The organism is Brevundimonas sanguinis (genome assembly GCF_029636725.1).
GTDB classification, from domain to species: Bacteria; Pseudomonadota; Alphaproteobacteria; order Caulobacterales; family Caulobacteraceae; genus Brevundimonas; species Brevundimonas sanguinis.
In genome coordinates, this window is the sequence record NZ_CP116770.1 from 2,770,514 (window position 1) to 2,792,258 (window position 21,745).

Sequence of the window (21,745 nt, forward strand, 5' to 3'; positions counted from 1 at the left end):
TCCCTGATGATCCGCGCTCATTGGACGGCGCGGGTTCTCAGCACAAAGGGGTAGTCCATGCCCCAGTCACCGACAAGCAAAGGCCACGTGAGGGACGATAAATTCCCTCGCCCCCGCCTCACCTGTGGCGATAAAGCGACAAATATACTGACGTTAGGTCAATGTTATCGGCGATCACTCAGCCGAAGCGACTGATTTCAAATGGCGTCTTTTCTTTTGCGCCGCATCGGCCAGCGACAGAATCACGGCCGCAGCCAGACCCGACAGCAGGGAGCCGCCGATGACGCCCAGCTTGACCTCGATCTGCTCGACGGAGTCCACGGCGCCGGGGAAGGCCAGGACGCCGATGAACAGGCTCATGGTGAAGCCGATGCCGCACAGCAGGCTGACGCCGTAAAGCTGCATCCAGCCAGCGCCCGACGGCTTGTCGCCCAGCCCCAGCTTGACCGCCAGCCAGGCCACGCCGAAGACGCCGATCTGCTTGCCGATGAACAGACCCAGGGCGATGGCGACGACGAGCGGGGCGAAGGCCTGCTCCAGCGACAGGCCGGCGAAGGAGACGCCCGCCTTGGCGAAGGCGAACAGCGGCAGGACCAGATAGGCCACATAGGGGTGCAGGTCGTGCATGGCGTCCTTGAGCGGGCTCTGCGAGGTCTCGCGACGCGGATCGACCGGCACGATCAGGGCGAAGGCCACGGCCGTCAGCGACGTCGACAGGCCGGACAGCACCGTCAGATACCAGACGGCGGCGAAGCCCAGCACCCAGAAGGCGGCGGCCATCCGGCGGCGGCCCAGCACCGCGAAGACGGCGATCACGCCCAGCGCCGCCAGCAGCGGAACCCACTGAACGCCCTGGCTGAACAGGATGGCGATCAAGGCGATGGCGCCCAGGTCGTCGACAATGGCCAGGGTCAGCAGGAAGACGCGCAGCGACGCGGGCAGGCTGCGCCCCACCATGGCGAAAACGGCCAGGGCGAAGGCGATGTCGGTGGCCAGCGGAATGGGCCATCCCTGCGTGGGGCCGCCCAGCGTTCCGGCGACGGCCAGATAGACCAGGCCCGGGACCGCCATGCCGCCCAGCGCCGCCAGAATGGGCAGGGCCAGCTTCTTGGGATTGCTGAGTTCGCCCTTCAGGACCTCATATTTGATTTCAAGGCCGACGATTAGGAAGAAGACCGCCATCAGGCCTTCCTTGATCCAGTCGGAGATCGTCTCCTCCAGCCGCAGGGGGCCGATCTGAACGGCGTGAACGCTCTTGAGCCAGGCGAAATAATCCGCCGACCAGGGCGAGTTGGCGACGATCAGCGCCGCCAGGGCGGCGAAGCCCAGGACGGCGCCGGAACCGGCCTCGGTCTTGAGAAAGGCGAGCGTATGTTTTCTGGCCACGAAGGTCTCCGAAACAGCGAGAGGGTCTGTCGTGGCGTCAGGTTATCGACGGACGCCGGACCGGATTCGCGCGCAAGGCGGCGCCGGCCTGACCCCTGGGCGATGCCGCGCGGGGCCTGATCTCTGCCGGTGAAAATACGGATCGGGCCGCAAGGTTCAACCCCGCCGCGCCGGATCGGCCTCGCGGTTGCGAAATGCGCTGCGAAGGGGCATCTGCCGCCCATGCCCGTCTCCCCCGCCTATCGCCCCGACCCCCGCTTTTTTGAACTGGGCGCCGAATACGGCGACGCCGTGAAGCCGGCCGACTTCCCGCAGACGATCTTGCGCCTGCGCAACGACCGGGCGGCGGCGACGGTAGGGCTGGAGACGCTGAGCGACGCCGAATGGATCGCCCAGTTCGGCCGGTTCGACCCCCTGCCCGGCCAGCCCGGCCCCGTGGCCATGCGCTACCACGGCCACCAGTTCCGCGTGTACAACCCCGAGATCGGCGACGGGCGCGGCTTCCTAGCGGCGCAGATGCGAGAAGTCCCTGAAGCAGCCTTGCTCCGCGAGCAAGGCGATAGGGACACTCAGAATCCCCGCCTTCTCGACCTGGGCACCAAAGGCTCGGGCCAGACGCCGTGGTCGCGTCATGCGGACGGGCGGCTGACGCTGAAGGGCGGGGTGCGCGAGGCGCTGGCGGCGGCCATGCTGGAGAGCCTGGGCGTGCCGACCTGCCGCATCCTGTCGCTGATCGAGACGGGCGAGGATCTGGAGCGGCACGACGAGCCGTCGCCGACGCGATCAGCCGTCATGGTGCGGCTGTCGCACAGCCATATCCGCTTCGGGACCTTCCAGCGCGCCGCCTACTACGGGCGCAAGGACCAGATCGAGGCGCTGATGGAGCACGCGCGCAGCCTGTATCATCCGGCAGTCGCGCCGGGCGACGCGCCCGGCTTCCTGGCGGCGGTGGTCGAGGCCTCGGCGGCGCTGACAGCGAAGTGGATCGCGGCGGGCTTCGTCCACGGCGTGATGAACACCGACAATCTGAACGTCACGGGCGAGAGCTTCGACTACGGCCCGTGGCGCTTCCTGCCGCACTATGAGCCGGGCTTCACCGCCGCCTATTTCGACCAGAACGGCCTTTACGCTTTCGCGCGCCAGCCCGAGGCGGTGTTCTGGAACCTGACCCAGCTGGCGGGGTGTCTGAAGCTGATCGCCGAGTCGGAGCCCCAAGTCGCGGATTTGGCGGCGGCGCTGAATGCGTTCGGCCCGGCCTATATCCGCCATCTGCGGGCGGCCTTCCTGAACCGGCTGGGCGTCAAGAGCCTGGGCGAGGCGGCGGACCAGCGGCTGCTGGACGCGACGCTGGCGCTGGCGCGCGAGAAGAAGGAGGCCCTGCGCTGGGAGCCGATCTTCTTCGACTGGTTCGGCGGGTTCAGCTCGGCGGCGCGGGCGCTGGGCGGGGTGCGCGGCAAGACCTATCAGGGCGAGGCCTTCGACGCCTTCCGCTTCGCCCTGATGGAGCATGAGCCCGACCGGCCCGAGCGGCTGGAGCATCCGATGTTCGCCGCGCCCGAGCCCGAAGAGCTGCTGATCGACGAGGTCGAGGCCCTGTGGAGCGCCATCGACGCGGCCGACGACTGGGCGCCGCTGAAGGCCAAACTGGCCCGGCTGGAGACGGCGAGGGAAGCGTGGAGTTTGTGATTGTCCGGCTCATCCCCGCGGAGGCGGGGACCCCGTGAGGGCGGCGTGCGCGCCCGAAGACCATTCTCCCCAACCTCACGCTTTGCGGCCAAAGAACTGGGTCCCCGCCTCCGCGGGGATGAACGGAATTTTGCAAGGCTGCGTCCTAAGTCATCAATTGATGTCATCGCGCGTTGACTCGAAATACGGCTCGGCTTAGAGGCGGATGAACTCGGCTGGGTTACGGGGAATTGTGGTTTCAGCCTCGCTGTCGCCACGACCTTCCGCCAGCCTGATCACAGATTGTTTCAGCCGCTTGCAAGTCAGCACACAGCAACTGATGTTGTAGCTGTTGCGAATTAACGGTTACGGCCATGACGACGACCACCTTGACGCCCCATCAGGCGCGCGCCCGCGCCGATTATCTGAACATCACGCTTTGGACCTTCCAGGGCTGGATCGCCATGTTCTTCCTCGCCGCCGGCTACGCCAAGCTGTCCGAGCCGATGCAGAACCTCATCGTGCTGATGCAGTGGCCGGCCCTCGTCAGCGAGACCTTTGTGCGCGGCGTCGGCGTCGCCGAGATGGCGCTGGCCCTGATGGTGCTGACGCCGCTGATTTCATGGCGGTTCGGCCGTCCGCTGCTGCTGACGGCGACAGCGGGCCTGCTGATCCTCGAGGTCGTCGCCCTGGGCGTCCACGCCTTCAACCTCGACATGGGCCTGAGCCTGACCAACGTCGTCCTGATCGCCATAACGGCGCCGGTGCTGTGGCTGCGTCGCCGCTGAGCCGACGCGCCTTCCCGATCCGATTTGCAGGCCCGCTTCTCCCCCTCCCCCTGAGGGCCTGCGAATACGAAGGCCGCGACCCAACCCCGGTCGCGGCCTTTTCTTTTGAGCCGTTCACAACTTCGTAGCCGGGCGCGCCGAAAGCTTCCCTTTACGTCCGCGTCAAGTTATCAAGGCGGCATGTCGATCGCAGACGAACATCGCACCTATTCCATACGGCAGCTATGCCGTGAGTTCGGCGCGACCGCGCGCGCCCTTCGCTTCTATGAGGACAAGGGCCTGCTGACGCCGTCGCGTAAAGGGCAGACGCGGGTCTATGGGCCGCGCGACCGGGCTCGGCTGAAGCTGATCATGCGCGGCCGGCGCATCGGCTTCACCCTGGTCGAGATCCAGGAGATGCTGGATCTGTATGATCAGAAAGACCACAACGTCCATCAGATGGCCATCGCCCTGCCGCGCCATCGCGCCCGCATCGAGGCGCTGAAGCAGCAGCTGGAAGACATTGAAGGCGCCATCGAGACGGCCGAGGCCGCCTGCGCCTGGATGGAAAAAACCCTGGGCGAACACCGACCCGACCTTCTGCCGGGCGCCGAGGCCTACGCCAGCCTGCTGAGCGAGCGGCTCAACGACCCCGACGACCACTTCCTGACCTTCAAAGCGAGAGCGTGATCCCATGACCTATAAGGCGCCCGTCCGCGACCTGTCCTTCGTCCTGCATGACGTTCTGCAGGTCGAGACCTACGGCAACCAGCTGCCCGACGCCGATCTGTCGCGCGACCTGATCGACCAGATCATCGAGGAAGGCGGCAAGTTCGCCGAGGAGGTCATCGCCCCGATCAACCGTCCCGGCGATCTGGAAGGCTGCCGCATCGAGAGCGACGTGGTGACCACGCCCAAGGGGTGGAAGGAAGCCTATCATCAGATGGTCGAGGCGGGCTGGCCCTCGTTGGGCTTCAGCACCGAGTTCGGCGGTCAGGGCATGCCCTCGGTGGTGTCGAGCGCAGTCGGCCAGTTCACCGCCGCCGCCAGCGCCGCCTTCTCCATGTATCCGGGCCTGACCAGCGGCGCCTTCCACGGCATCGAGGCCAGCGCCTCGGACGAGATCAAGCAGAAGTATCTGCCGAAGATGGCGTCGGGCGAATGGACCGGCACCATGAACCTGACCGAGCCCCAGTGCGGCACGGACCTGGGCATGGTCCGCACCAAGGCGGTCAAGAACGACGACGGCTCCTATTCGATCACCGGCCAGAAGATCTGGATCTCGGCGGGCGAGCACGATTTCGCCGACAACATCATCCACACGGTGCTGGCCCGCGTCGAAGGCGCGGTTCCGGGCATCAAGGGCCTGAGCCTGTTCGTGGTGCCCAAGTTCCTGGTGAACGAGGACGGTTCGCTGGGCGAGCGCAACGGCGTGTCCTGCGCCGGCCTCGAGCACAAGATGGGCATCCACGGCAACGCCACCTGCGTCATGGCCTATGAGAACGCCAAGGGCTGGCTGATCGGCGAAGAAGGCCGGGGCATGAACAACATGTTCGTGGTCATGAACGAGGCCCGTCTGGGCACCGGCCTGCAGGGTCTGGCCATCGGCGACGCCGCCTATCAGGCCGCCGTCGAGTTCGCCAACGACCGCCTGCAGGGCCGCAGCCTGACCGGACCGAAGAACCCGGACGGCCCGGCCGACCCGATCATGGTCCACCCCGACGTGCGCCGGATGCTTCTGGAGGCCAAGGCCTTCGTCGAAGGCGGCCGCGCCTTCATCCTGTGGACCGCGCTGCAGGCCGACCTGCAGAAGGCCGCCGACGAAGCCGTCGCCACCAAGGCCAAGGACTACATGGGCCTGATCACGCCGGTGCTGAAGGCCTATCTGACCGACAAGGGATTCCACGTCGCCTCGCTGGCGATGCAGGTCCACGGCGGTTCGGGCTATACCGAGCACTTCCCCGCCTCGCAGTATCTGCGCGATGCGCGGATCACCATGATCTATGAAGGCACCAACGGCATTCAGGCGCTGGATCTGGTGGGCCGCAAGCTGCCCGCCAACGGCGGCCGCGCCATCATGAGCTGGTTCGCCGACATCGACGCCTTCGTCAGCGAGAACGGCGATGACGAGGCGATCAAGCCCTTCGTCGAAGGCCTGGCCGACGCCAAGAAGAAGCTGCAGGAGGCCACCATGTGGCTGATGCAGAACGGCATGGCGAACCCGGACAATGCGGCGGCCGCCTCGACCGACTACCTCAACATCTTCGGCCTGACGGCCTACGCCTTCCTGTGGGCGCAGATGGCCAAGGCGGCGCAAGCCAAGATCGCCGCTGGGGACGCCGATCCCTATTACGCCAACAAGCTGATGACCGGCCGCTACTTCGTCGAGCGCATCCTGCCCGACGCCGGGGCGCACCTGAAGAAGCTGAAGTCCGGCGCCGAGGTGCTGATGCAGATGCCCGCCGAGGCGTTCTGAGCATGAAACTCTCCCTCCCCTTCATGGGGAGGGTGGTCGGCGCGTAGCGACGACCGGGTGGGGAGGGCATGGCGAAACACACGCCGCGCCCGTCCCTCCGCCACAGAGTTCTGCGTCACCTCGCCGCCCCCACCCGGCTTCGGCCTGACGGCCTCAGCCACCCTCCCCATGAAGGGGAGGGAGAATGCAGGAACGCCTTCCATGAACGTCCTAGGCAGCCCCGACCCCGATTTCATGCGCGAGGAGGAGATCGTCCTCTTCTCCGACTCCGTCGCCAAATGGATCGACGAGCACGCCTCGCAAGAGAAGTTCCAGCAGTGGATCGCCGCCTCCTCGGTGCCGCGCGAGCTGTGGAACGCGGCCGGAGACGCAGGCCTGCTGGGCCTGTCGCTGCCGGAAGAGGACGGCGGCTTCGGCGGCGACTACCGGCACGAAGTGGTGCTGATGCGCCAGCTGGGCTGGAAGGGCGCGGACCACTTCGGCATCTCGCTGCACAACGCCATCGTCATGCCCTACATCTGGCACTACGGCACGGCCGAGCAGAAGGCGCGCTGGCTGCCGCGCCTGCAGTCGGGCGAACTGGTCGGCGCCATCGCCATGACCGAGCCGGGCGCCGGATCCGACCTGCAAGGGGTCAAGACCACCGCCGTCAAACAGGGCGACCACTATGTGCTGAACGGCTCCAAGACCTTCATCACCAACGGCCAGCTGGCCAACTTCATCATCGTCGTCGCCAAGACCGACCCGGCCGAGGGCGCCAAGGGCACCAGCCTGATCTGCCTCGAGACGGATGGGGCGGAAGGCTTCGAGCGCGGCCGCAACCTGCACAAGATCGGCATGGAGGCGAACGACACCTCCGAACTGTTCTTCAACGACGTCAAGGTGCCGCTGGAGAACGTCATCGGCGACACCGAGGGCCAGGGCTTCGTCCAGCTGATGCAGCAACTGCCGCAGGAACGGCTGAACATCGCCGTTCAGGGCGTGGCGGCCGCCGAGCGCGGGCTGGAGGCGACGCTGGCCTACGTCAAGGAGCGCAAGGCCTTCGGCAAGCGGGTCATCGACTTCCAGAACACCCAGTTCAAACTGGCCGAGATCAAGACCAAGCTGACGGTCGCCAAGGTATTCGTCGACCACTGCATCGGCTTGCACCTGAAGGGCCAGCTGGACGCCGCCACGGCGTCGATGGCCAAATACTGGGTGACGGACATCCAGGGCGAGACCATCGACGAGATGCTGCAGCTCTTCGGCGGCTACGGCTATATGACCGAATACCCGATCGCCCAGCTGTACAAGGACGCCCGCGTCCAGCGCATCTACGGCGGGACGAACGAGATCATGAAGCTGCTGATCGCGCGAACGCTCTGACGCAGCTTGTTTGAAAGTACAAGATTACGTACATTATCAGCATGAACGCGATCTCTGTCTCCGAACTGCGCAAGAACCTGGCCGCGACCATCGACCGGGTGACGGCGGATCATGACTATACGATCATCACCCGCGAGGGCGGAAAGCCGGCGGCTGTCCTGATGTCGCTGGAAGACTTCGCCTCCTGGCAGGAGACGGAGTATTTGCTGCGCAGCCCGGCGAACGCCGCGCGCCTGCGCAAGGCTGTCGCCGAGTTGGACGCGGGTGAGGGCCAGGCGCGCGACCTGGTCGAATGAAGCTGACGTTTCAGGAAGAGGGCTGGGAGGATTACCTCTACTGGCAATCCGCCGACCGCAAGCAACTCAAGAAGATCAACGGCCTGATCCGCGAGTGTCTGCGGACGCCTTTTAGCGGCACAGGCAAGCCGGAGCCGCTAAAAGGCGAGTTCTCCGGCTGGTGGTCGCGCCGGATCGATCAGGAACACCGACTGGTCTATCGCGCCACCGACGACACGCTGCTGATCGCACAGTGCCGCTATCATTACGGACGCTGAGGCGGCCTAACGGAGCAGCAAGGCCCCCGCGATCAGGGCGCCGGAGAGCACAATCGAAGCGGCGATCCACCGCCCGGCCGAGAGGATCGACCGGGCGGTTTCCTTGTCCGAAGTGGCCGTCGTGGCGGGCTCGGCCGTCAGGCGGCGCGAGGCGGCGCGGATCAGGCGGGGCAGGTCGTCGCTGGCCGCCGACAGGTCCAGCAGGGCGGCGATCAGGCGGTTGCGCAGGGCCTCGGGGCTGCGGCTGGAGAAGAGGGCGCGGCTCCAGGCGCCCTTCATCGTCTGCACCAGATCGAAGTCGGGGTCGACGCGCGACAGCACGCCTTCGATGGTCACCAGGGCCTTGAGGATCAGCACCAGATCAGGCGGGGCGGCCACCCTTTCCTGCCGCATCAGTCCCATCAGATCGGCGACGATGGCGGGCAGGTCGACCGCGCCCTGACCGTGGCGGGCGATCAGCCGTTCGGCCCCGGCGGTCAGGCTGGCGCGCGAGACGTCCGTTCCCTCGGTCCAGTCGGCCAGCACCTCGGCCATGCGGGCGCCGTCGCCGGCGGCCAGAGACTGGACGAAGCTGATCAGTTCGGCGCGGCGGCGCGGGGTGACGGTCCCGACCATGCCGAAGTCCAGCAGCCCCACCCGGTCGCCCGGCAGGCCGCGCAGGTTGCCGGGATGCGGATCGGCGTGAAAGCGGCCGTTGACCAGCACCATGTCCAGCACCGCCTCGGCGCCGACGCGGGCCAGCCGGTGCGGGTCGACGCCCGCCGCCCTCAGCCGCGCGGCGTCAATCGGCGGAACGCCGTCGAGATAGTCTTGCACCAGCACGCGGTCGGTCGTGTGCTGCCAATAGACGGCGGGGATGACCACATCGCGGTTCTTCGCGAAGTCGGCGGCGAAGCGGTCGACGTTGCGGCCCTCAGTAGTGAAGTCCAGTTCGTCCAGCATGGCCTCGGTCAGCTGGGCGATCAGGGCGCGCGGGCGATAGCGGGCGATCTCGGCGCTGGACTGTTCGGCGCGGCGGGCCAGTTCGGCGATCAGGCGCAGGTCGGCCTCGACGCGCGGACGCACGCCTGGGCGGCGGATCTTGACCACCACCTCGGTTCCGTCGTGCAGGGCGGCGCGGTGGACCTGGGCGATGGAGGCGGCGGCCAGCGGCGTCGCGTCGAAGCGGGCGAAGACCTGCTCCGGCGGCCCGCCCAGCGCAGCCTCGACCTCGGGCCGCAGCGTCTCGAAGTCGAGGGTGGGGCCGGCGCTCTGAAGCTGTTCGAACTCGGCGATCCAGTCGGCGGGCAGCAGGTCCGAGCGGGTGGACAGAATCTGGCCCAGCTTGACGAAGGTGGGGCCTAGCGCCTCCAGCGCCTGACGGGTGCGGCGCGGCAGGGGCTCAGGCCCGTCGGCATGGGCCTCGCCACCACCGAGGCCGAGACGCAGCAGCAAGGCCTCAAGGCCGAAGCGGGCGGCGACGCCGGAAATCTCGGCCAGACGTTTTCGATCGCGCGCCGCAACGGCCAAGGTTGTGAACATGACAGACGAACGCGGGCGGAACGGCCGCGTTCCCGGCAAATTCAGTCGATCGCCGAGGTTGGTCGCGACTGCGAAAGCGCGATATGCAGACGCCATGATCCGTCTTCATGTTCAGGGCGACCTCGCCCCCGGCGCCGCCGTGGCGCCCACGCTCGACCAGTCGCGCTATCTGACGCAGGTGATGCGGTTGAAGGCGGGCGACGAACTGCTGGTCTTCAACGGTCGCGACGGCGAGTGGCGCGCCAGCGTCGCCGAGGTGCTGAAGAAGGGCGTCATCCTGCGCGCCGAGGAGCAGATGCGGCCGCAGACCTATGGTCCCGATCTGGAGCTGATCGTCGCCGTGGTGAAGAAGGCCCGCGTCGAGACCATTGTCGAGAAGGCCGCCGAACTGGGCGCCAAGCGGGTGCGGCTGGCGCTGACCCATCGCACCAACGCCGACCGGCTGCGGCTGGACCGGCTGGACGCCATCGCCGAGGAGGCCGCCGAGCAGACGGGTCGTCTGGACGTGCCGGTGGTGGATGATCCGGTCAAGCTGGACGCCCTGCTGGACGGCTGGGAGGACGGACGGCGGCTGATGTTCTGCGACGAGACGGGCGGCGCGCCCGCCGTATCGGCGTTGACCGCCGCTGGCGACGGCAAGTGGGCCATACTGATCGGGCCGGAGGGCGGGTTTTCGCCCGAGGAGGGCGAGCGGCTGCGGTCCTTGCCCTTCACCACCGCCGTCTCCCTGGGGCCGCGCATTCTGCGGGCGGACACCGCCGCCATCGCCGCCATGACCCTGTGGCAGGCGGCGGTCGGCGACTGGGATCGCTAGAAGTTTCCGTCGCCCCCCTTGAGCCCGGCCGACGGCTGGCCCATCTAGCCGCGACAGCAGAGGTTACAGATGTCCGACACGGCGCCCCTTTCCAGAGACCAGCTGATCCACGCCATGTCGAAGGGCGAGAAGCCCAAGGACCAATGGCGCATCGGCGCGGAGCACGAGAAGTTCGGCTTCGACAAGTCGACCCTGCGCCGCCCGGCCTATGAAGGCCCCGGCGGCATCAAGGCCATGCTGGACGGGCTGACGCGCTTCGGCTGGACACCGGTGCTGGAGGGCGATCACGTCATCGCCCTGGAGCGCAAGAACGCCGAGGGCTTCAGCGCCTCGATCAGCCTGGAGCCGGGCGGTCAGTTCGAACTGTCGGGCGCCCCGCTGAAGGACATCCACGACATCTGCAACGAGACCGGCCAGCACCTGATGGAGGTCAAGCAGGTCGCCGACCAGCTGAACCTGGGCTTCCTGGGGCTGGGCTTCGACCCGAAGTGGCGGCGCGAGGACATCCCCGTCATGCCCAAGGGCCGCTATGACGTCATGCGCGCCTACATGCCCAAGAAGGGCAAGCTGGGCCTGGATATGATGCTGCGCACCTGCACCATCCAGGCGAACCTCGACTTCGACAGCGAAGCCGACATGGTCATGAAGTTCCGCACGTCGCTGGCGCTGCAGCCCATCGCCACCGCCCTGTTCGCCAACAGCCCCTTCACCGAAGGCAAGCCGAACGGCTTCGTCTCGGCGCGCGCGAACGTCTGGACCGACACGGACCCGGACCGCACCGGCATGCTGGGCTTCGTGTTCGAGGACGGCTTCGGCTATGAGCGCTACGCCGACTATGCGCTGGACGCGCCGATGTATTTCGCCAAGCGCGGCCAGACCTATGTCGACCTGTCGGGGCAGTCGTTCCGCGCCTTCATCGAAGGCAAGCTGGACGCCCTGCCCGGCGATCAGGCCACGGTTCAGGACTGGGCCGACCACCTGACCACCCTGTTCCCCGAGGTGCGGCTGAAGCAGTATCTGGAGATGCGCGGCGCCGACGGCGGGCCGTGGAGCCGCATCTGCGCCCTGCCCGCCCTGTGGGCCGGGATCCTGTACGACGCGCCGTCGCTGGCGGCGGCCTGGGACCTGTGCAAGGACTGGGACATCGCCGACCACGAGCGCCTGCGCCGCGACGTGACGCGGCTGGGCCTGAAGGCGGAAGTCAGCGGCCGCGGCGTGCGCGACGTCGCCGTCGACATGGTCAACATCGCCAAGCAAGGCCTGAAGAACCGCGCCCGCTTCAGCGGCGGCATGGTGGACGAGCGCGGCTACATCACCGAGCTGGAAGACATCGCCGACAGCGGCGTGACCTCGGCCGACCGGCTGCTTGAGCTGTACAACGGCGAATGGGCGGGCGACATCAGCCGCGTCTATCGCGACTGCGCCTATTAAAGGCCCAGCCAGCCCGCGATCATGGCCCTGAGCGGATTGGCGGGGTCGGACAGCAGCCGCGCCGTCATCGCCAGAGAGATCACCACCAGCAGCGGCCGGATCAGGCGCGGACCGAAGCGCATGGCCGCGTGCGAACCCAGCCGCCCGCCGATGAACTGGCCCACCGCCATGATGCCGGCCAGCACCCAGACCACGTGGCCGCCGACGGCCAGAACGACGATGCCGACGACATTGCTCATCAGGTTCAGCGCCTTGGTGTGCGCCGTCGCCCGCGTCAGCCCCATGCCCAGCAGCATGACGAGGCTGAGGGCGAAGAACGACCCCGTCCCCGGCCCGAAGAAGCCGTCATAGAAGCCGATCCCGCCCGCCACAAAGGCATAGGCCAGCGGCGTCAGTCGGGCATGGGCGTCCTCGTCCGCCGCCTTGGGGCCGAGCAGGAAATAAAGCGCGATGCCGATCAGAAGCACCGGCAGCAGGATCATCAGCCAGCGCGTATCCACCAGGGTCACGGCGAAGGCGCCCAGCCCCGACCCGACCGCAACCAGCGCGAGCGGCCAGCGGATCAGGCGGAAATCCACCCGTCCCTTGCGCCAGAAGTTCCACAGGGCGCTGGCGGTGCCGACGCTGCCCTGAACCTTGTTGGTGGCGATGGCGGCGACCGGGTTCAGCCCCACCGACAACAGGGCCGGCAGCGAGATCAGCCCCCCGCCCCCGGCGATGGCGTCGATGAAGCCGGCGATCACCGACGCGACGCCCAACAGGGCGATGATTTCAGGCGTCAGGTCGAACACGCGCACAGCACTCCGGTCAGGCTGGCGCTATAGCCCCGCAGGCGGCGAACCGCCACGCTCTGGCGTTTAAATCGGCGACGAAGCCTTAGGAGCTCGAACCGGCCCTGGCCTGACAGGCGCTGGCGACGCCTTCGCGGATGTCGCGATAGCCGGCGCGCTGGGCCAGGTCCGTCGCCTGACCGCATTCATTGGCGGCGATCAGCTTGTCCAGCTCGTCGGCCAGCAGCCGGCGCTGATTGATCACGGCGGCTTCGTAGTTCTGTCGGACGCGCTCGCGGCGCATCTCGTCGATCATGCGGCGATCATCCATGTCCTGAAAGCGCCACATGGTTGGGTCCGCCCGGTCGGCGCTGGGGCGGATGACCTGATGGTTGGACGGCGGCGCGGGCTGGGCCCCCGTCTGGCCGCCAAACGCCGTAACGCCGTAGAACAGAACCGCCAACAACATAACCGACCTCCGTTTGTCGAGCATCACTATGCACGAGTTGGCGGGGAGGCCAACCTCTTCGCCACGGGGCGCGGCGCCGGGCCCTCATCTTTGGCTTGGACACAGACGCCTAGGCGGGCGCATGGTGGCGGTCCTGCAAGGAGGCTCATAAGCCTGTGTCGTTGATCGCCGCCGTGACCTCCGCCCTGATCGCCGTCGCCTCGCCGCAGGCGGCGACGGCGTCGCCCGCATCGCCAGCCACGACCGAAATGTCCGCCGGCCCGGCGCGGCCCCAGTGGCTGCTGTCGCGCGAGGGGCCGCGCGTGGTGTTTCGCGGGGCCTTCAGCCCGGCCTCGGGCGCCGCCCTGGCCCTGGCCCTGTCGGACGAAAGCGTCGAGGGCCTGGTGATCGACAGCGGCGGCGGCGACGAGAACGCCGCGCTGGACGCGGCCGAGGTGATCCTGGCGCGGCGCCTGCCGGTGACGGTGCGAGGCCAGTGCACCTCCGCCTGCGCCAACGCCATCTTCGCCGCCGGGGCGACGCGCACCATAGAGCGGGCGGGCTTCGTCAGCTTCCATCACTCCTCGCCGGTGATCGAGGCCAACTATCAAACGCTGAACGAGGCCGTTCCGGACGAAATCGCCCGGGGCGCGCGACGGCTGCGCGCCCTTTACGCCGCGCGGGGCGCCGACCCCGGCATTCTGGCGTGCGCCGCCGCCCAGATCGGGCTGTCGGACATTCAGACCCAGGTGACCATCCCCGGCGAGACGACGCCGCGCGCGGCCTGGCTGTCGCGCCATTCGCTGTGGCTTCCGCATGAGGCGACGCTGAGGCGCTACGGCCTGGGCTTCACCCGCTGGGGCCGGCCGCCCAGCCGCCGCGACGTGCTGGGCCGGCTGCGCCCGCCCGATCCGCGCGCGGTGGTCTTCGGCGCGGCGGGAGATTGCGTTTCAGGCTGAGGGGGGCGCGGCCCGTTTGATTGGTGCGCTCAATGTCCAAAAGCTGACTTGAGGCGGACTTCGCTGCAAGATCATTTGCTGACTTCCACTACGTAGGCCTTCGCGCCAATGTGATCACAAAACCCCCGTCGGCAAAGGTTCGCACATCGCACCCAGCAAGGCTTCAGAGACCTATCTGCCCTGCGCTTCGCTAAGCCTAATTACCAAACATGACTCAAAAACATGAAAAATGACGAAAGTCGCATCGTTAAAAAGAAATCAATAAAAGCCAAAAATCTCGCGTTTGACGCCCTTATTCCTCTCACTGCTTTTATCATCAGCACTTTTTTCTTTAGTGCAGAAGAGTCGCTGCTAATTGCAATATCCATTTCCACGATCTCGCTCCTCATAGAAACAAACTGGGATATCGCTTTCCATAAATGGTTTATAGCGATGGTAATCGCCACACTAGCGATCAACCTTAGTGCAATATTCCTAATCGAGCTGCCCGGACGCATCAAAGTTCCTCTCGCCTTAGCCCCGATTTTTATCGCGGAGTATGCAATCCTGTATTGGATTGTAGAAGCGTTCAAACGACGTAACGCCTCTGGCGGTTGAGGCGAACGTGACGTATCGCGTGTAGCCACACGATTTAAGAGGCTTGGCGGCCTGCAAGTCGCCAACGAGCGGGTGCTCCCCCGAGAACCACCGCTAAGCCACCCTTCTCAAACGCTCCGTCCATCCGCTTTCCATAGCCGCCGCCGGTGATTTCTGCGATCAAAGCGGCCTGCATCAGGAGGCTAGGTCATGGCGGGATCCATCCATATCGGCGTCGGCGGCTGGACATTCGAGCCGTGGCGGGGGGTCTTCTATCCGCAGGGACTGGTGCAGAAGCGGGAGCTGGAGTTCGCCAGCCGGGCGCTGACCTCGATCGAGATCAACGGCACCTATTATTCGACCTTCAAGCCCGACAGCTGGGCGAAGTGGCGCGATGAGACGCCGGACGGCTTCGTCTTCTCGGTCAAGGCCAGCCGCTATTGCACCAATCGCAAGGTGCTGTCCGACGGCGCCGAGAGCTTCGAGCGGTTCCTGTCGCAGGGGCTGACGGGGCTGGGCGACAAGCTGGGGCCGATCAATTGGCAGTTCATGGGAACCAAGACGTTCCAGCCTGAGGACTTCGAGGGCTTTCTGAAGCTGTTGCCGAAGGAGAAGGACGGGGTGCGGCTGCGTCACGCGCTGGAGGTGCGCAATCCGACCTTCGCCACCGAGCAGTTCTATGATCTGGCGCGCAAATATGGGGCGGCCATCGTCTACGCCGTCGATGACGAAGAGCCGACCTGGCCGCAGATCGACGAGGCGACGGCGGACTTTACCTACGCTCGGCTGATGTCCAGCCGCGAGGACGAACCGACGGGCATGACCTCGGGCGAGTTGGACGCCGTGGCGAAACAGGCGCGCGGCTGGGCCGGGCGGGGGGACGTCTTCGCCTACTTCATTTCGGGGGCCAAGGTGCGGAACCCCGCCGCGGCCCAGGCGCTGATCGCCAAGTTGAAGGACTGAACCTCATGCCCATTCCCACACGCGCCTTCGCCGCCACCGCCGCCGACCAGCCGCTGGGCCCCTATAGCTTCGAACGGCGCGATCCGGGGCCGGACGACGTGGCGATCGAGATCAAATACTGCGGCGTCTGCCACTCGGACCTGCATGTGGTGAAGAACGACATGGGCGGGACGCGCTATCCCATCGTGCCGGGCCACGAGATCGCCGGGGTGGTGACGGCGGTGGGCGCGAACGTCACGCGCTTCAAGGAAGGCGACCGCGTCGGCGTCGGCTGCATGGTCGACAGCTGCCGCACCTGTTCGGCCTGCCGCGAGGGGCTGGAGCAGTATTGCGAACCGGGCATGACCCAGACCTACGGCTCGCGCGATCCGAAGGGCGCAGGCGTCGGCCAGACGATCACCCAGGGCGGCTATTCCGATCGCATCACCGTGGACCAGGCCTTCGTGCTGAAGATTCCTGACAGCCTGCCGCTGGATGCGGCGGCGCCGCTGTTGTGCGCCGGGGTGACCACCTGGTCGCCGCTGAAGACCTGGGGCGTGGGACCGGGGTCGAAGGTGGCGGTGATCGGCCTGGGCGGCCTGGGCCATATGGCGGTCAAACTGGCCGCCGCCCTGGGCGCCGAAGTGACGGTGCTGTCGACCTCGGACCGCAAGAAGGCCGACGCCGAGCGGATGGGCGCCCGGCATTTCCTGATCAACTCGGACGCAGACGCCATGAAGGCGGCGGCCGAGCAGTTCGACCTGATCATCAACACCGTGTCGGCCACGCATGAGATCGCCAGCCACGTCAATCTGCTGGCGCGCGACGGGACCATGGTCATGCTGGGGCTGACGACCGAGGGGCTGCCGGTCTTCGCCATGCCCCTGCTGTGGCGGCGCCGCCGCATCGCCGGCTCGCTGATCGGCGGAATCCGCGAGACGCAGGAGATGCTCGACTTCTGCGGCGAACACGGGATCGTGTGCGATATTGAAGTGATCGCCCCCGACCAGATCAACGAGGCTTATGAACGGATGGAGCGGTCGGACGTGCGCTATCGCTTCGTCATCGACATGGGCCGCCTGGCCGCGACGGCGTAACCCCGTCTTCTCGTTCGACGCGCGCCGCGCTAAGGCTGGCGTCCAAGGGAGGCGGACGGCGTCGCGCCCGCGACGGCCGCCGCACAGGATCAGGGAGACGTCATGACGCGTACCGCATTCGTCACCGGGGGCACCCGGGGCATCGGCAAGGCGATCGTTCAGCGACTGAAGGAAGACGGGCTGCAGGTCGCGGCCGGCTATTCCGGCAACACCGAGGCCGCAGAGGCCACCGCCCGCGAGCTGGGCGTCATGGTGGTGAAGGGCAACGTCGGCTCGTTCGAGGACTGCGAACGGGCGGTCAAGGAAGTGGAGGACCGCTTCGGCCCCATCGACGTGCTGGTCAACAACGCCGGCATCACCCGCGACGGCTTCTTCCACAAGATGAGCGCCGATCAGTGGTCCGACGTGATCCGCGTCAATATGGACAGCGTGTTCAACATGACGCGCCAGGTGATCAACGGCATGCGCGACCGGGGCTTCGGCCGCATCGTCAACATCTCCTCGATCAACGGGCAGAAGGGCCAGATCGGCCAGACCAACTATTCCGCCGCCAAGGCCGGGATGATCGGTTTCACCAAGGCGCTGGCGCTGGAGAACGCGCGCAAGGGCGTGACCGTCAACTGCATCGCGCCGGGCTATATCGACACCGAAATGGTCGGGGCGATGGACCAGAAGGTGTTGGACGCCATCGTGGCCCAGATTCCCGTCGGCCGCCTGGGCAAGGGCGAGGAGATCGCCGACATGGTGTCGTGGCTGTCGGGCGAGCGTGCCGGATATGTCACAGGGTGCACCCTGTCGCTCAACGGCGGGCAGTACCTGGTTGGATAAGCTGCGTTCGCCCAAAATCCGCCGTGCGGGCATATCACCTCTGAAGGCATGAGGTCTGCGGTCCAAGCCGTGGCGGAGAAGCCGCCTGTCGTCCTCGCGACGCCTCGTGTCGCGGGGGGCGTCTGCGCGCGCTCTTGGCGCCGCAGCGGGGCCACGGCCGGGCTGGCCGTCGTCCTGGCTTGCGGCATGGCGCCGGGCGAAGCCGAGGCCCAGCTGCGCTCCAACGCCCAGGCCGAGCAAAGCCGGGCCATCCGCGACCAGTCGGTCATCCGCACCACCCCGCCGCCCGGACGCTATGTCTCCGAAGCGGGGCAGGCCTTTGTGCTGGATCAGGCCGGGTCGCTGACCCTGCTGCGGTTCGAGCGTTCGACGGAGACCTGGGCCCTTCGCCCGTCCTCGGCGCCGCGCGGCGACACCATCTATCGCAACGACGCCGGCGATCAGGTGCTGCGCGTCACCGCCGGCGGCGGCATCACCGTCTATACGACGCGCGCGCCGGGCGGCTCGCCGGTGTCGCTGGCAGGGCCGCCGGTCAGCCTGGCCCCGCCCTCGCTAGGGCCGGTGCAGATGTTCAACCTGATGGCGCGCCGCAGCGGCCTGGTGTCCGAGGCCATGGGTCGGCTGGTCCGCATCAATGTGGACGGCCAGGAGTCCGAGGCCCTGTGCATCGAGGCCCTGATCGTCACCACCGACGCCGTGGTGCGCATCGCCCGTTCGCCCAGCGCCCGCCCCTTCCTGGAGCGGCTGCGCAGCATCACCGTCGTCGAAGGGCAGCGGTCGTCGGTGACCTATTCCGGCGGCGACCTGCGCGTGGTGGTCGATCCGCGCCGGGGCATCGCCGGGCGGCCGTCCTCGGCCCGCGTCATCCGGGCCGTGATCCCCCAGGACTGACCTGGGACCAAAGGCCCAACCTCGCCATCTGCCCTTTCGCCCCCATTGGGCGTATGAGGGCGGCCATACTCACCATCACAGAGGCTGATTTCACAGTGACCTCTCCCCTCACCGCCGTCTCCGCCGAGGACCAGGCCAAGACCCGCGCCATCGTCCCGGTGTCGATGAAGGCCTATGACGCCGACTTCCAGGCCTTCTCGGACGCCCTGGGCGCGTCCTTTTCCCGCTACGGCTTCGCGGTCATCGCCGACCACGGCCTGGATCAGGGGCTGATCGACGCCGCCGTCAACGACGCCAAGGCCTTCTTCGCCCTGCCCGAAGACGTGAAGCGCCAGTATCATCAGCCCGGCGCCGGCGGCGCGCGCGGCCTGACCCCCTTCGGCGTCGAGGCGGCCAAGGGCGCCAAGGCGGTCGACCTGAAGGAGTTCTGGCACACCGGCCGCGAACTGCCGGAGGGCCACCCCTATCGCCAATACATGCGCGACAACGTCTGGCCGACCGAGATCGAAGGCTTCCGCCAGCACGTCTATGGCCTGTACGAAGGTCTGGACGAATTGGGCCGCCGCATCCTGAAGGCTATCGCCCGCTATCTGAAGCTGGACGACGCCTATTTCGAGGACAAGGTCCAGCTGGGCAACAGCGTGCTGCGCCTGCTGCACTATCCGCCGATCCCGGCCGACGCCGAGGGCGTGCGCGCGGGGGCCCATGAGGACATCAACGTCATCACCCTGCTGCTGGGCGCCGAAGAGGCCGGGCTGCAGCTGAAGGACTCCGATGGCGAGTGGCTGGACATCGCCCCGCCGCCGGGCGCCCTGGTGGTCAACATCGGCGACATGCTGCAGCGGCTGGTCAACCACGTCCTGCCGTCGACGACGCACCGCGTGGTCAATCCGGCGCCCGAGCGTCGCGGCTTCGCCCGCTATTCGACGCCCTTCTTCCTGCACTTCAACCCGGACTTCTCGATCGAGACCCTGCCCTCGACGGTCACCCCGGAAAACCCGGACCGCTATGCCGGCAAGACCATCCTGGCCGAGGACTTCCTGACCGAGCGGCTCAAGGAAATCCGCCTGATCTGATTGGGGGAGGCGCGGGTATGACCGAGGTTTTTCCTCCCCATGCCCATGGGGAGGGGGACCGCGAAGCGGTGGAGGGGCGTCGCGACCGACGAACCCAGCGGCCCCTCCGTCTCGGTCGCTGACGCGCCCGATCCACCTCCCCATTGCATGGGGAGGAGAAATCCGCCCCGCCCTGCCTTAGCGGGCGATGCGCAGGCGGGTGATGTCGCGGCCGATGGCGCGGAAGGCTTCCTTCAGATCGGCGCCGCTGTTGGCTTCGAAGAAGTGGGTTTGCTCACTGGTGGCGCACTGGCGCATCACGTCCAGAGCGCTGTCGACCACATTGGGCTTGCCGGTGTCGCTGCCCAGGTCGAAGCCGACCGTATAGACGACCACCCCCCTGGCCTGCATGGCCCGGCACAACTCGACCGACTGAATGAAGGGGTCGCCGTTGGACGAGTTCAGGTTGATGTGGGTGTTCAGGGCGCCGCTGCCTGATCCCGCGTCCAGAGCGATGACGCCGTCCCGGAAGGGGGTGTTGAACTCGCCGTCGGTCATCAGGATGGCCACCTTCAGCGTCTCCGAAGGCGCGTATTCGCCGGGCTTGCCCGCCCCGTCGAACAGGGAGGCGAAGTTGGGCGACAGCATGTACCAGGCCCACCCGATGCCGATCTGGCCCGCCGTCGAGCCGCCGCCGCGCATCTGGTCGATCTTGGTCTTCAGGGTGGTGGCGCTGGCCGTCAGCGGGGTGATGGCGGCGCTGGGACAGGCGTTGGATGAGTCCAGATAGCTGCGGCCGACATAGGCGGTGGACGGCCGCGCCTCTGTATAGCGTTCGACGCCGACGCGCTCGCTGACGCAGGTGCTGGAGGGCAGCACGTTGATGTAGCCGTCCGCCGTGGAGAAGACGCGCCATTCGGCGCCGTCGCGCCCGTTCATCAGCTGACCGCCGCCGGAATAGGAGACGCCGCCCTTTGAGGTCTGGGCCAGACCCAGGCTGCGCGTCGAATTCAGAACCAGTTGCGATCCGCTGACGCTCGCGACGCGGAACCCCGCCTCGTTCAACTGGGCCAGGCCGCCCATGCTGGTCAGGCGGACATGGTCGTTCACCGAAAGGCCGTGACCGCCGACCGTGACCGTCAGGCCGCAGTCGCTGCGCACGCATTTGGCGACATAGGCCGATTTCGTCGTGCTGGTGGACGAGCCCTGATAGCTGGAGGCTGCGTTTGACGCCGACAGCGTCCTGAGCTGGAACTGGTTGTTAGAGATCCTCGCCACCTCATAGGGAACGCCGTTCAGGGCGGGGATGTCCTGGACGTTCCACAGCACCACCCGGTCGCCGGTGACGAAGCCGTGGCCGTTGGAGGTGATCGTCGTCGGCGAGGCCCGCGAAATGTTCGAGATGGTGCGCACCGTCCCGCTCACCCACGTCGCGGCCGTGACGGAACGGGTCGTGCTGTCCAGCGGCCCGCGCGCCTGCGCCGCCAGCGATCCGACGTTCACCCCCGCCGCATAGGGGACCAGCGCTACCTTGGAGTAGAAGGGCGTCTGCTGGTCCTGGACCACGATGTCGATCAGATCCTTGGCCGCCGCCTGCAGGTCCTGAAGCTTGGACGTCGGCGGGCAGTTGCGCGTGCAGTTGTCCATCGACCCGGTGATGTCCAGCGCCATCGCCACCTCGACGTTGCGCGAGGCGCGCAGGACTTCGGAGCGGCTGCCGACCGGCAGGTAGTCGTCCAGCAGCTTGCCGTAGGGCGGCAGGAGGATGTTGGCGACCAGCACCTTCACATTGACGCGCGCCTCGCCGGTGACGCGGTTGTTGGCCAGGACAAAGGTCGCGGTGTCGTCAGAGCCCGCCCGAAAATAGCGCGGCATATTGGCCTTCAGCGCGGCCATGCCGACCCGGTTGATATTGACGTTGTCGCTGTAGACCGAACGGGCGGCGGCCAGGGCGGCGGCGTCCAGCGCGTCCTGAAGCTCCGCCTTCACCTTGGAGGCCTGGTGCAGGTCGACGGCGCCCAGGGTGATCATCATCAGGATCGGCAGGGCGATGGCGAACATCAGGGCGACATTGCCCTGGGTCTGGCGCATCAGGCGGCGGACGAAGAGGCGAAGGCCTCGTCCTGCTCGTTTCAGACCGTGTTTCACCGTGAAATCCCGCCGTGTCGCGCGCGGACGCACCGGCCCGCAGTCGATCCCAG

21 protein-coding genes are annotated in these 21,745 nt (G+C 67.0%); 16 read left to right on the forward strand and 5 right to left on the reverse strand.

The features are described from left to right. Positions 1-174: 174 nt before the first annotated feature. Entirely contained in the window at positions 175-1,386 is a 1,212-nt protein-coding gene (nhaA, locus tag PIB44_RS13615) for a Na+/H+ antiporter NhaA (protein WP_025977729.1), read from the reverse strand. Between the two features lie 222 nt (positions 1,387-1,608). Between nhaA and PIB44_RS13620 the strand changes: the two genes are divergently transcribed. The 7 genes from PIB44_RS13620 to PIB44_RS13650 all read left to right on the forward strand — a co-directional run bounded on the left by PIB44_RS13620 (position 1,609) and on the right by PIB44_RS13650 (position 8,212). Beyond that, the gene (locus PIB44_RS13620) at positions 1,609-3,072 is read left to right on the forward strand and encodes a protein adenylyltransferase SelO family protein (protein WP_278069773.1); all 1,464 of its coding nucleotides are present in this window, start codon (positions 1,609-1,611) and stop codon (positions 3,070-3,072) included. A 353-nt stretch (positions 3,073-3,425) separates the two neighbouring features. Then, positions 3,426-3,839 (forward strand): DoxX family protein, encoded by a 414-nt coding sequence (locus PIB44_RS13625; protein ID WP_025977731.1) that lies wholly within the window; start codon positions 3,426-3,428, stop codon positions 3,837-3,839. Positions 3,840-4,019: 180 nt separating this feature from the next. Next, on the forward strand, positions 4,020-4,508 hold the full coding sequence (locus PIB44_RS13630) for a MerR family transcriptional regulator (RefSeq protein WP_025977732.1): 489 nt from the start codon (positions 4,020-4,022) through the stop codon (positions 4,506-4,508). Positions 4,509-4,512: 4 nt separating this feature from the next. Beyond that, on the forward strand, positions 4,513-6,294 hold the full coding sequence (locus tag PIB44_RS13635; protein WP_278069774.1) for an acyl-CoA dehydrogenase C-terminal domain-containing protein: 1,782 nt from the start codon (positions 4,513-4,515) through the stop codon (positions 6,292-6,294). Positions 6,295-6,495: 201 nt separating this feature from the next. Continuing rightward, a complete protein-coding gene (locus PIB44_RS13640; protein ID WP_278069775.1) occupies positions 6,496-7,659 on the forward strand; it encodes an acyl-CoA dehydrogenase family protein in 1,164 nt (387 codons plus the stop codon). Between the two features lie 41 nt (positions 7,660-7,700). Further along, complete coding sequence (locus PIB44_RS13645; RefSeq protein WP_278069776.1) at positions 7,701-7,955, forward strand: type II toxin-antitoxin system Phd/YefM family antitoxin; 255 nt, start codon at positions 7,701-7,703, stop codon at positions 7,953-7,955. Beyond that, positions 7,952-8,212, forward strand: coding sequence for a Txe/YoeB family addiction module toxin (locus PIB44_RS13650; protein ID WP_227157471.1), 261 nt, complete (start codon positions 7,952-7,954; stop codon positions 8,210-8,212). Before PIB44_RS13645 ends, PIB44_RS13650 begins: the two co-directional genes overlap by 4 nt. Positions 8,213-8,218: 6 nt before the next feature. Here PIB44_RS13650 and PIB44_RS13655 read toward each other — a convergent pair whose 3' ends face one another. Continuing rightward, positions 8,219-9,733, reverse strand: a complete 1,515-nt coding sequence (locus tag PIB44_RS13655) for an ABC1 kinase family protein (RefSeq protein WP_278069777.1) — start codon at positions 9,731-9,733, stop codon at positions 8,219-8,221. A 94-nt stretch (positions 9,734-9,827) separates the two neighbouring features. On the opposite strand from PIB44_RS13655, the gene PIB44_RS13660 reads away from it, so the two are divergent. Both PIB44_RS13660 and PIB44_RS13665 read left to right on the forward strand, forming a co-directional pair. Then, positions 9,828-10,547: a 16S rRNA (uracil(1498)-N(3))-methyltransferase gene (locus PIB44_RS13660; RefSeq protein ID WP_278069778.1), complete on the forward strand. Its 720-nt coding sequence runs from the start codon at positions 9,828-9,830 to the stop codon at positions 10,545-10,547. A 69-nt stretch (positions 10,548-10,616) separates the two neighbouring features. After that, on the forward strand, positions 10,617-11,978 hold the full coding sequence (locus PIB44_RS13665; RefSeq protein WP_278069779.1) for a glutamate--cysteine ligase: 1,362 nt from the start codon (positions 10,617-10,619) through the stop codon (positions 11,976-11,978). Here PIB44_RS13665 and PIB44_RS13670 read toward each other — a convergent pair. Together PIB44_RS13670 and PIB44_RS13675 are read right to left on the reverse strand one after the other, a co-directional pair. Beyond that, the gene (locus PIB44_RS13670) at positions 11,975-12,769 is read right to left on the reverse strand and encodes a TSUP family transporter (RefSeq protein ID WP_278069780.1); all 795 of its coding nucleotides are present in this window, start codon (positions 12,767-12,769) and stop codon (positions 11,975-11,977) included. The genes PIB44_RS13665 and PIB44_RS13670 overlap by 4 nt on opposite strands. 85 nt (positions 12,770-12,854) lie before the next feature. Then, positions 12,855-13,217, reverse strand: coding sequence for a hypothetical protein (locus PIB44_RS13675; RefSeq protein ID WP_134581616.1), 363 nt, complete (start codon positions 13,215-13,217; stop codon positions 12,855-12,857). A 155-nt stretch (positions 13,218-13,372) separates the two neighbouring features. Here PIB44_RS13675 and PIB44_RS13680 point away from each other — a divergent pair, with 155 nt between their 5' ends. From PIB44_RS13680 to PIB44_RS13710, 7 genes are all read left to right on the forward strand, one after another. Further along, a complete protein-coding gene (locus tag PIB44_RS13680; protein WP_278069781.1) occupies positions 13,373-14,155 on the forward strand; it encodes a hypothetical protein in 783 nt (260 codons plus the stop codon). Between the two features lie 222 nt (positions 14,156-14,377). Continuing rightward, positions 14,378-14,752 (forward strand): hypothetical protein, encoded by a 375-nt coding sequence (locus PIB44_RS13685; RefSeq protein ID WP_278069782.1) that lies wholly within the window; start codon positions 14,378-14,380, stop codon positions 14,750-14,752. Between the two features lie 189 nt (positions 14,753-14,941). Continuing rightward, positions 14,942-15,694, forward strand: coding sequence for a DUF72 domain-containing protein (locus tag PIB44_RS13690; RefSeq protein WP_278069783.1), 753 nt, complete (start codon positions 14,942-14,944; stop codon positions 15,692-15,694). A gap of 5 nt (positions 15,695-15,699) precedes the next feature. After that, positions 15,700-16,770, forward strand: coding sequence for an NAD(P)-dependent alcohol dehydrogenase (locus tag PIB44_RS13695; protein ID WP_278069784.1), 1,071 nt, complete (start codon positions 15,700-15,702; stop codon positions 16,768-16,770). Between the two features lie 102 nt (positions 16,771-16,872). Further along, positions 16,873-17,598, forward strand: a complete 726-nt coding sequence (gene phbB, locus PIB44_RS13700) for an acetoacetyl-CoA reductase (RefSeq protein WP_025977742.1) — start codon at positions 16,873-16,875, stop codon at positions 17,596-17,598. Positions 17,599-17,646: 48 nt separating this feature from the next. Further along, entirely contained in the window at positions 17,647-18,489 is an 843-nt protein-coding gene (locus PIB44_RS13705; RefSeq protein WP_278069785.1) for a DUF4908 domain-containing protein, read from the forward strand. Positions 18,490-18,542: 53 nt separating this feature from the next. Further along, positions 18,543-19,565: an isopenicillin N synthase family dioxygenase gene (locus tag PIB44_RS13710; protein WP_278069786.1), complete on the forward strand. Its 1,023-nt coding sequence runs from the start codon at positions 18,543-18,545 to the stop codon at positions 19,563-19,565. Between the two features lie 177 nt (positions 19,566-19,742). Here PIB44_RS13710 and PIB44_RS13715 read toward each other — a convergent pair whose 3' ends face one another. Further along, positions 19,743-21,692, reverse strand: coding sequence for a TadE/TadG family type IV pilus assembly protein (locus tag PIB44_RS13715; protein WP_278069787.1), 1,950 nt, complete (start codon positions 21,690-21,692; stop codon positions 19,743-19,745). Positions 21,693-21,745: the final 53 nt, after the last annotated feature.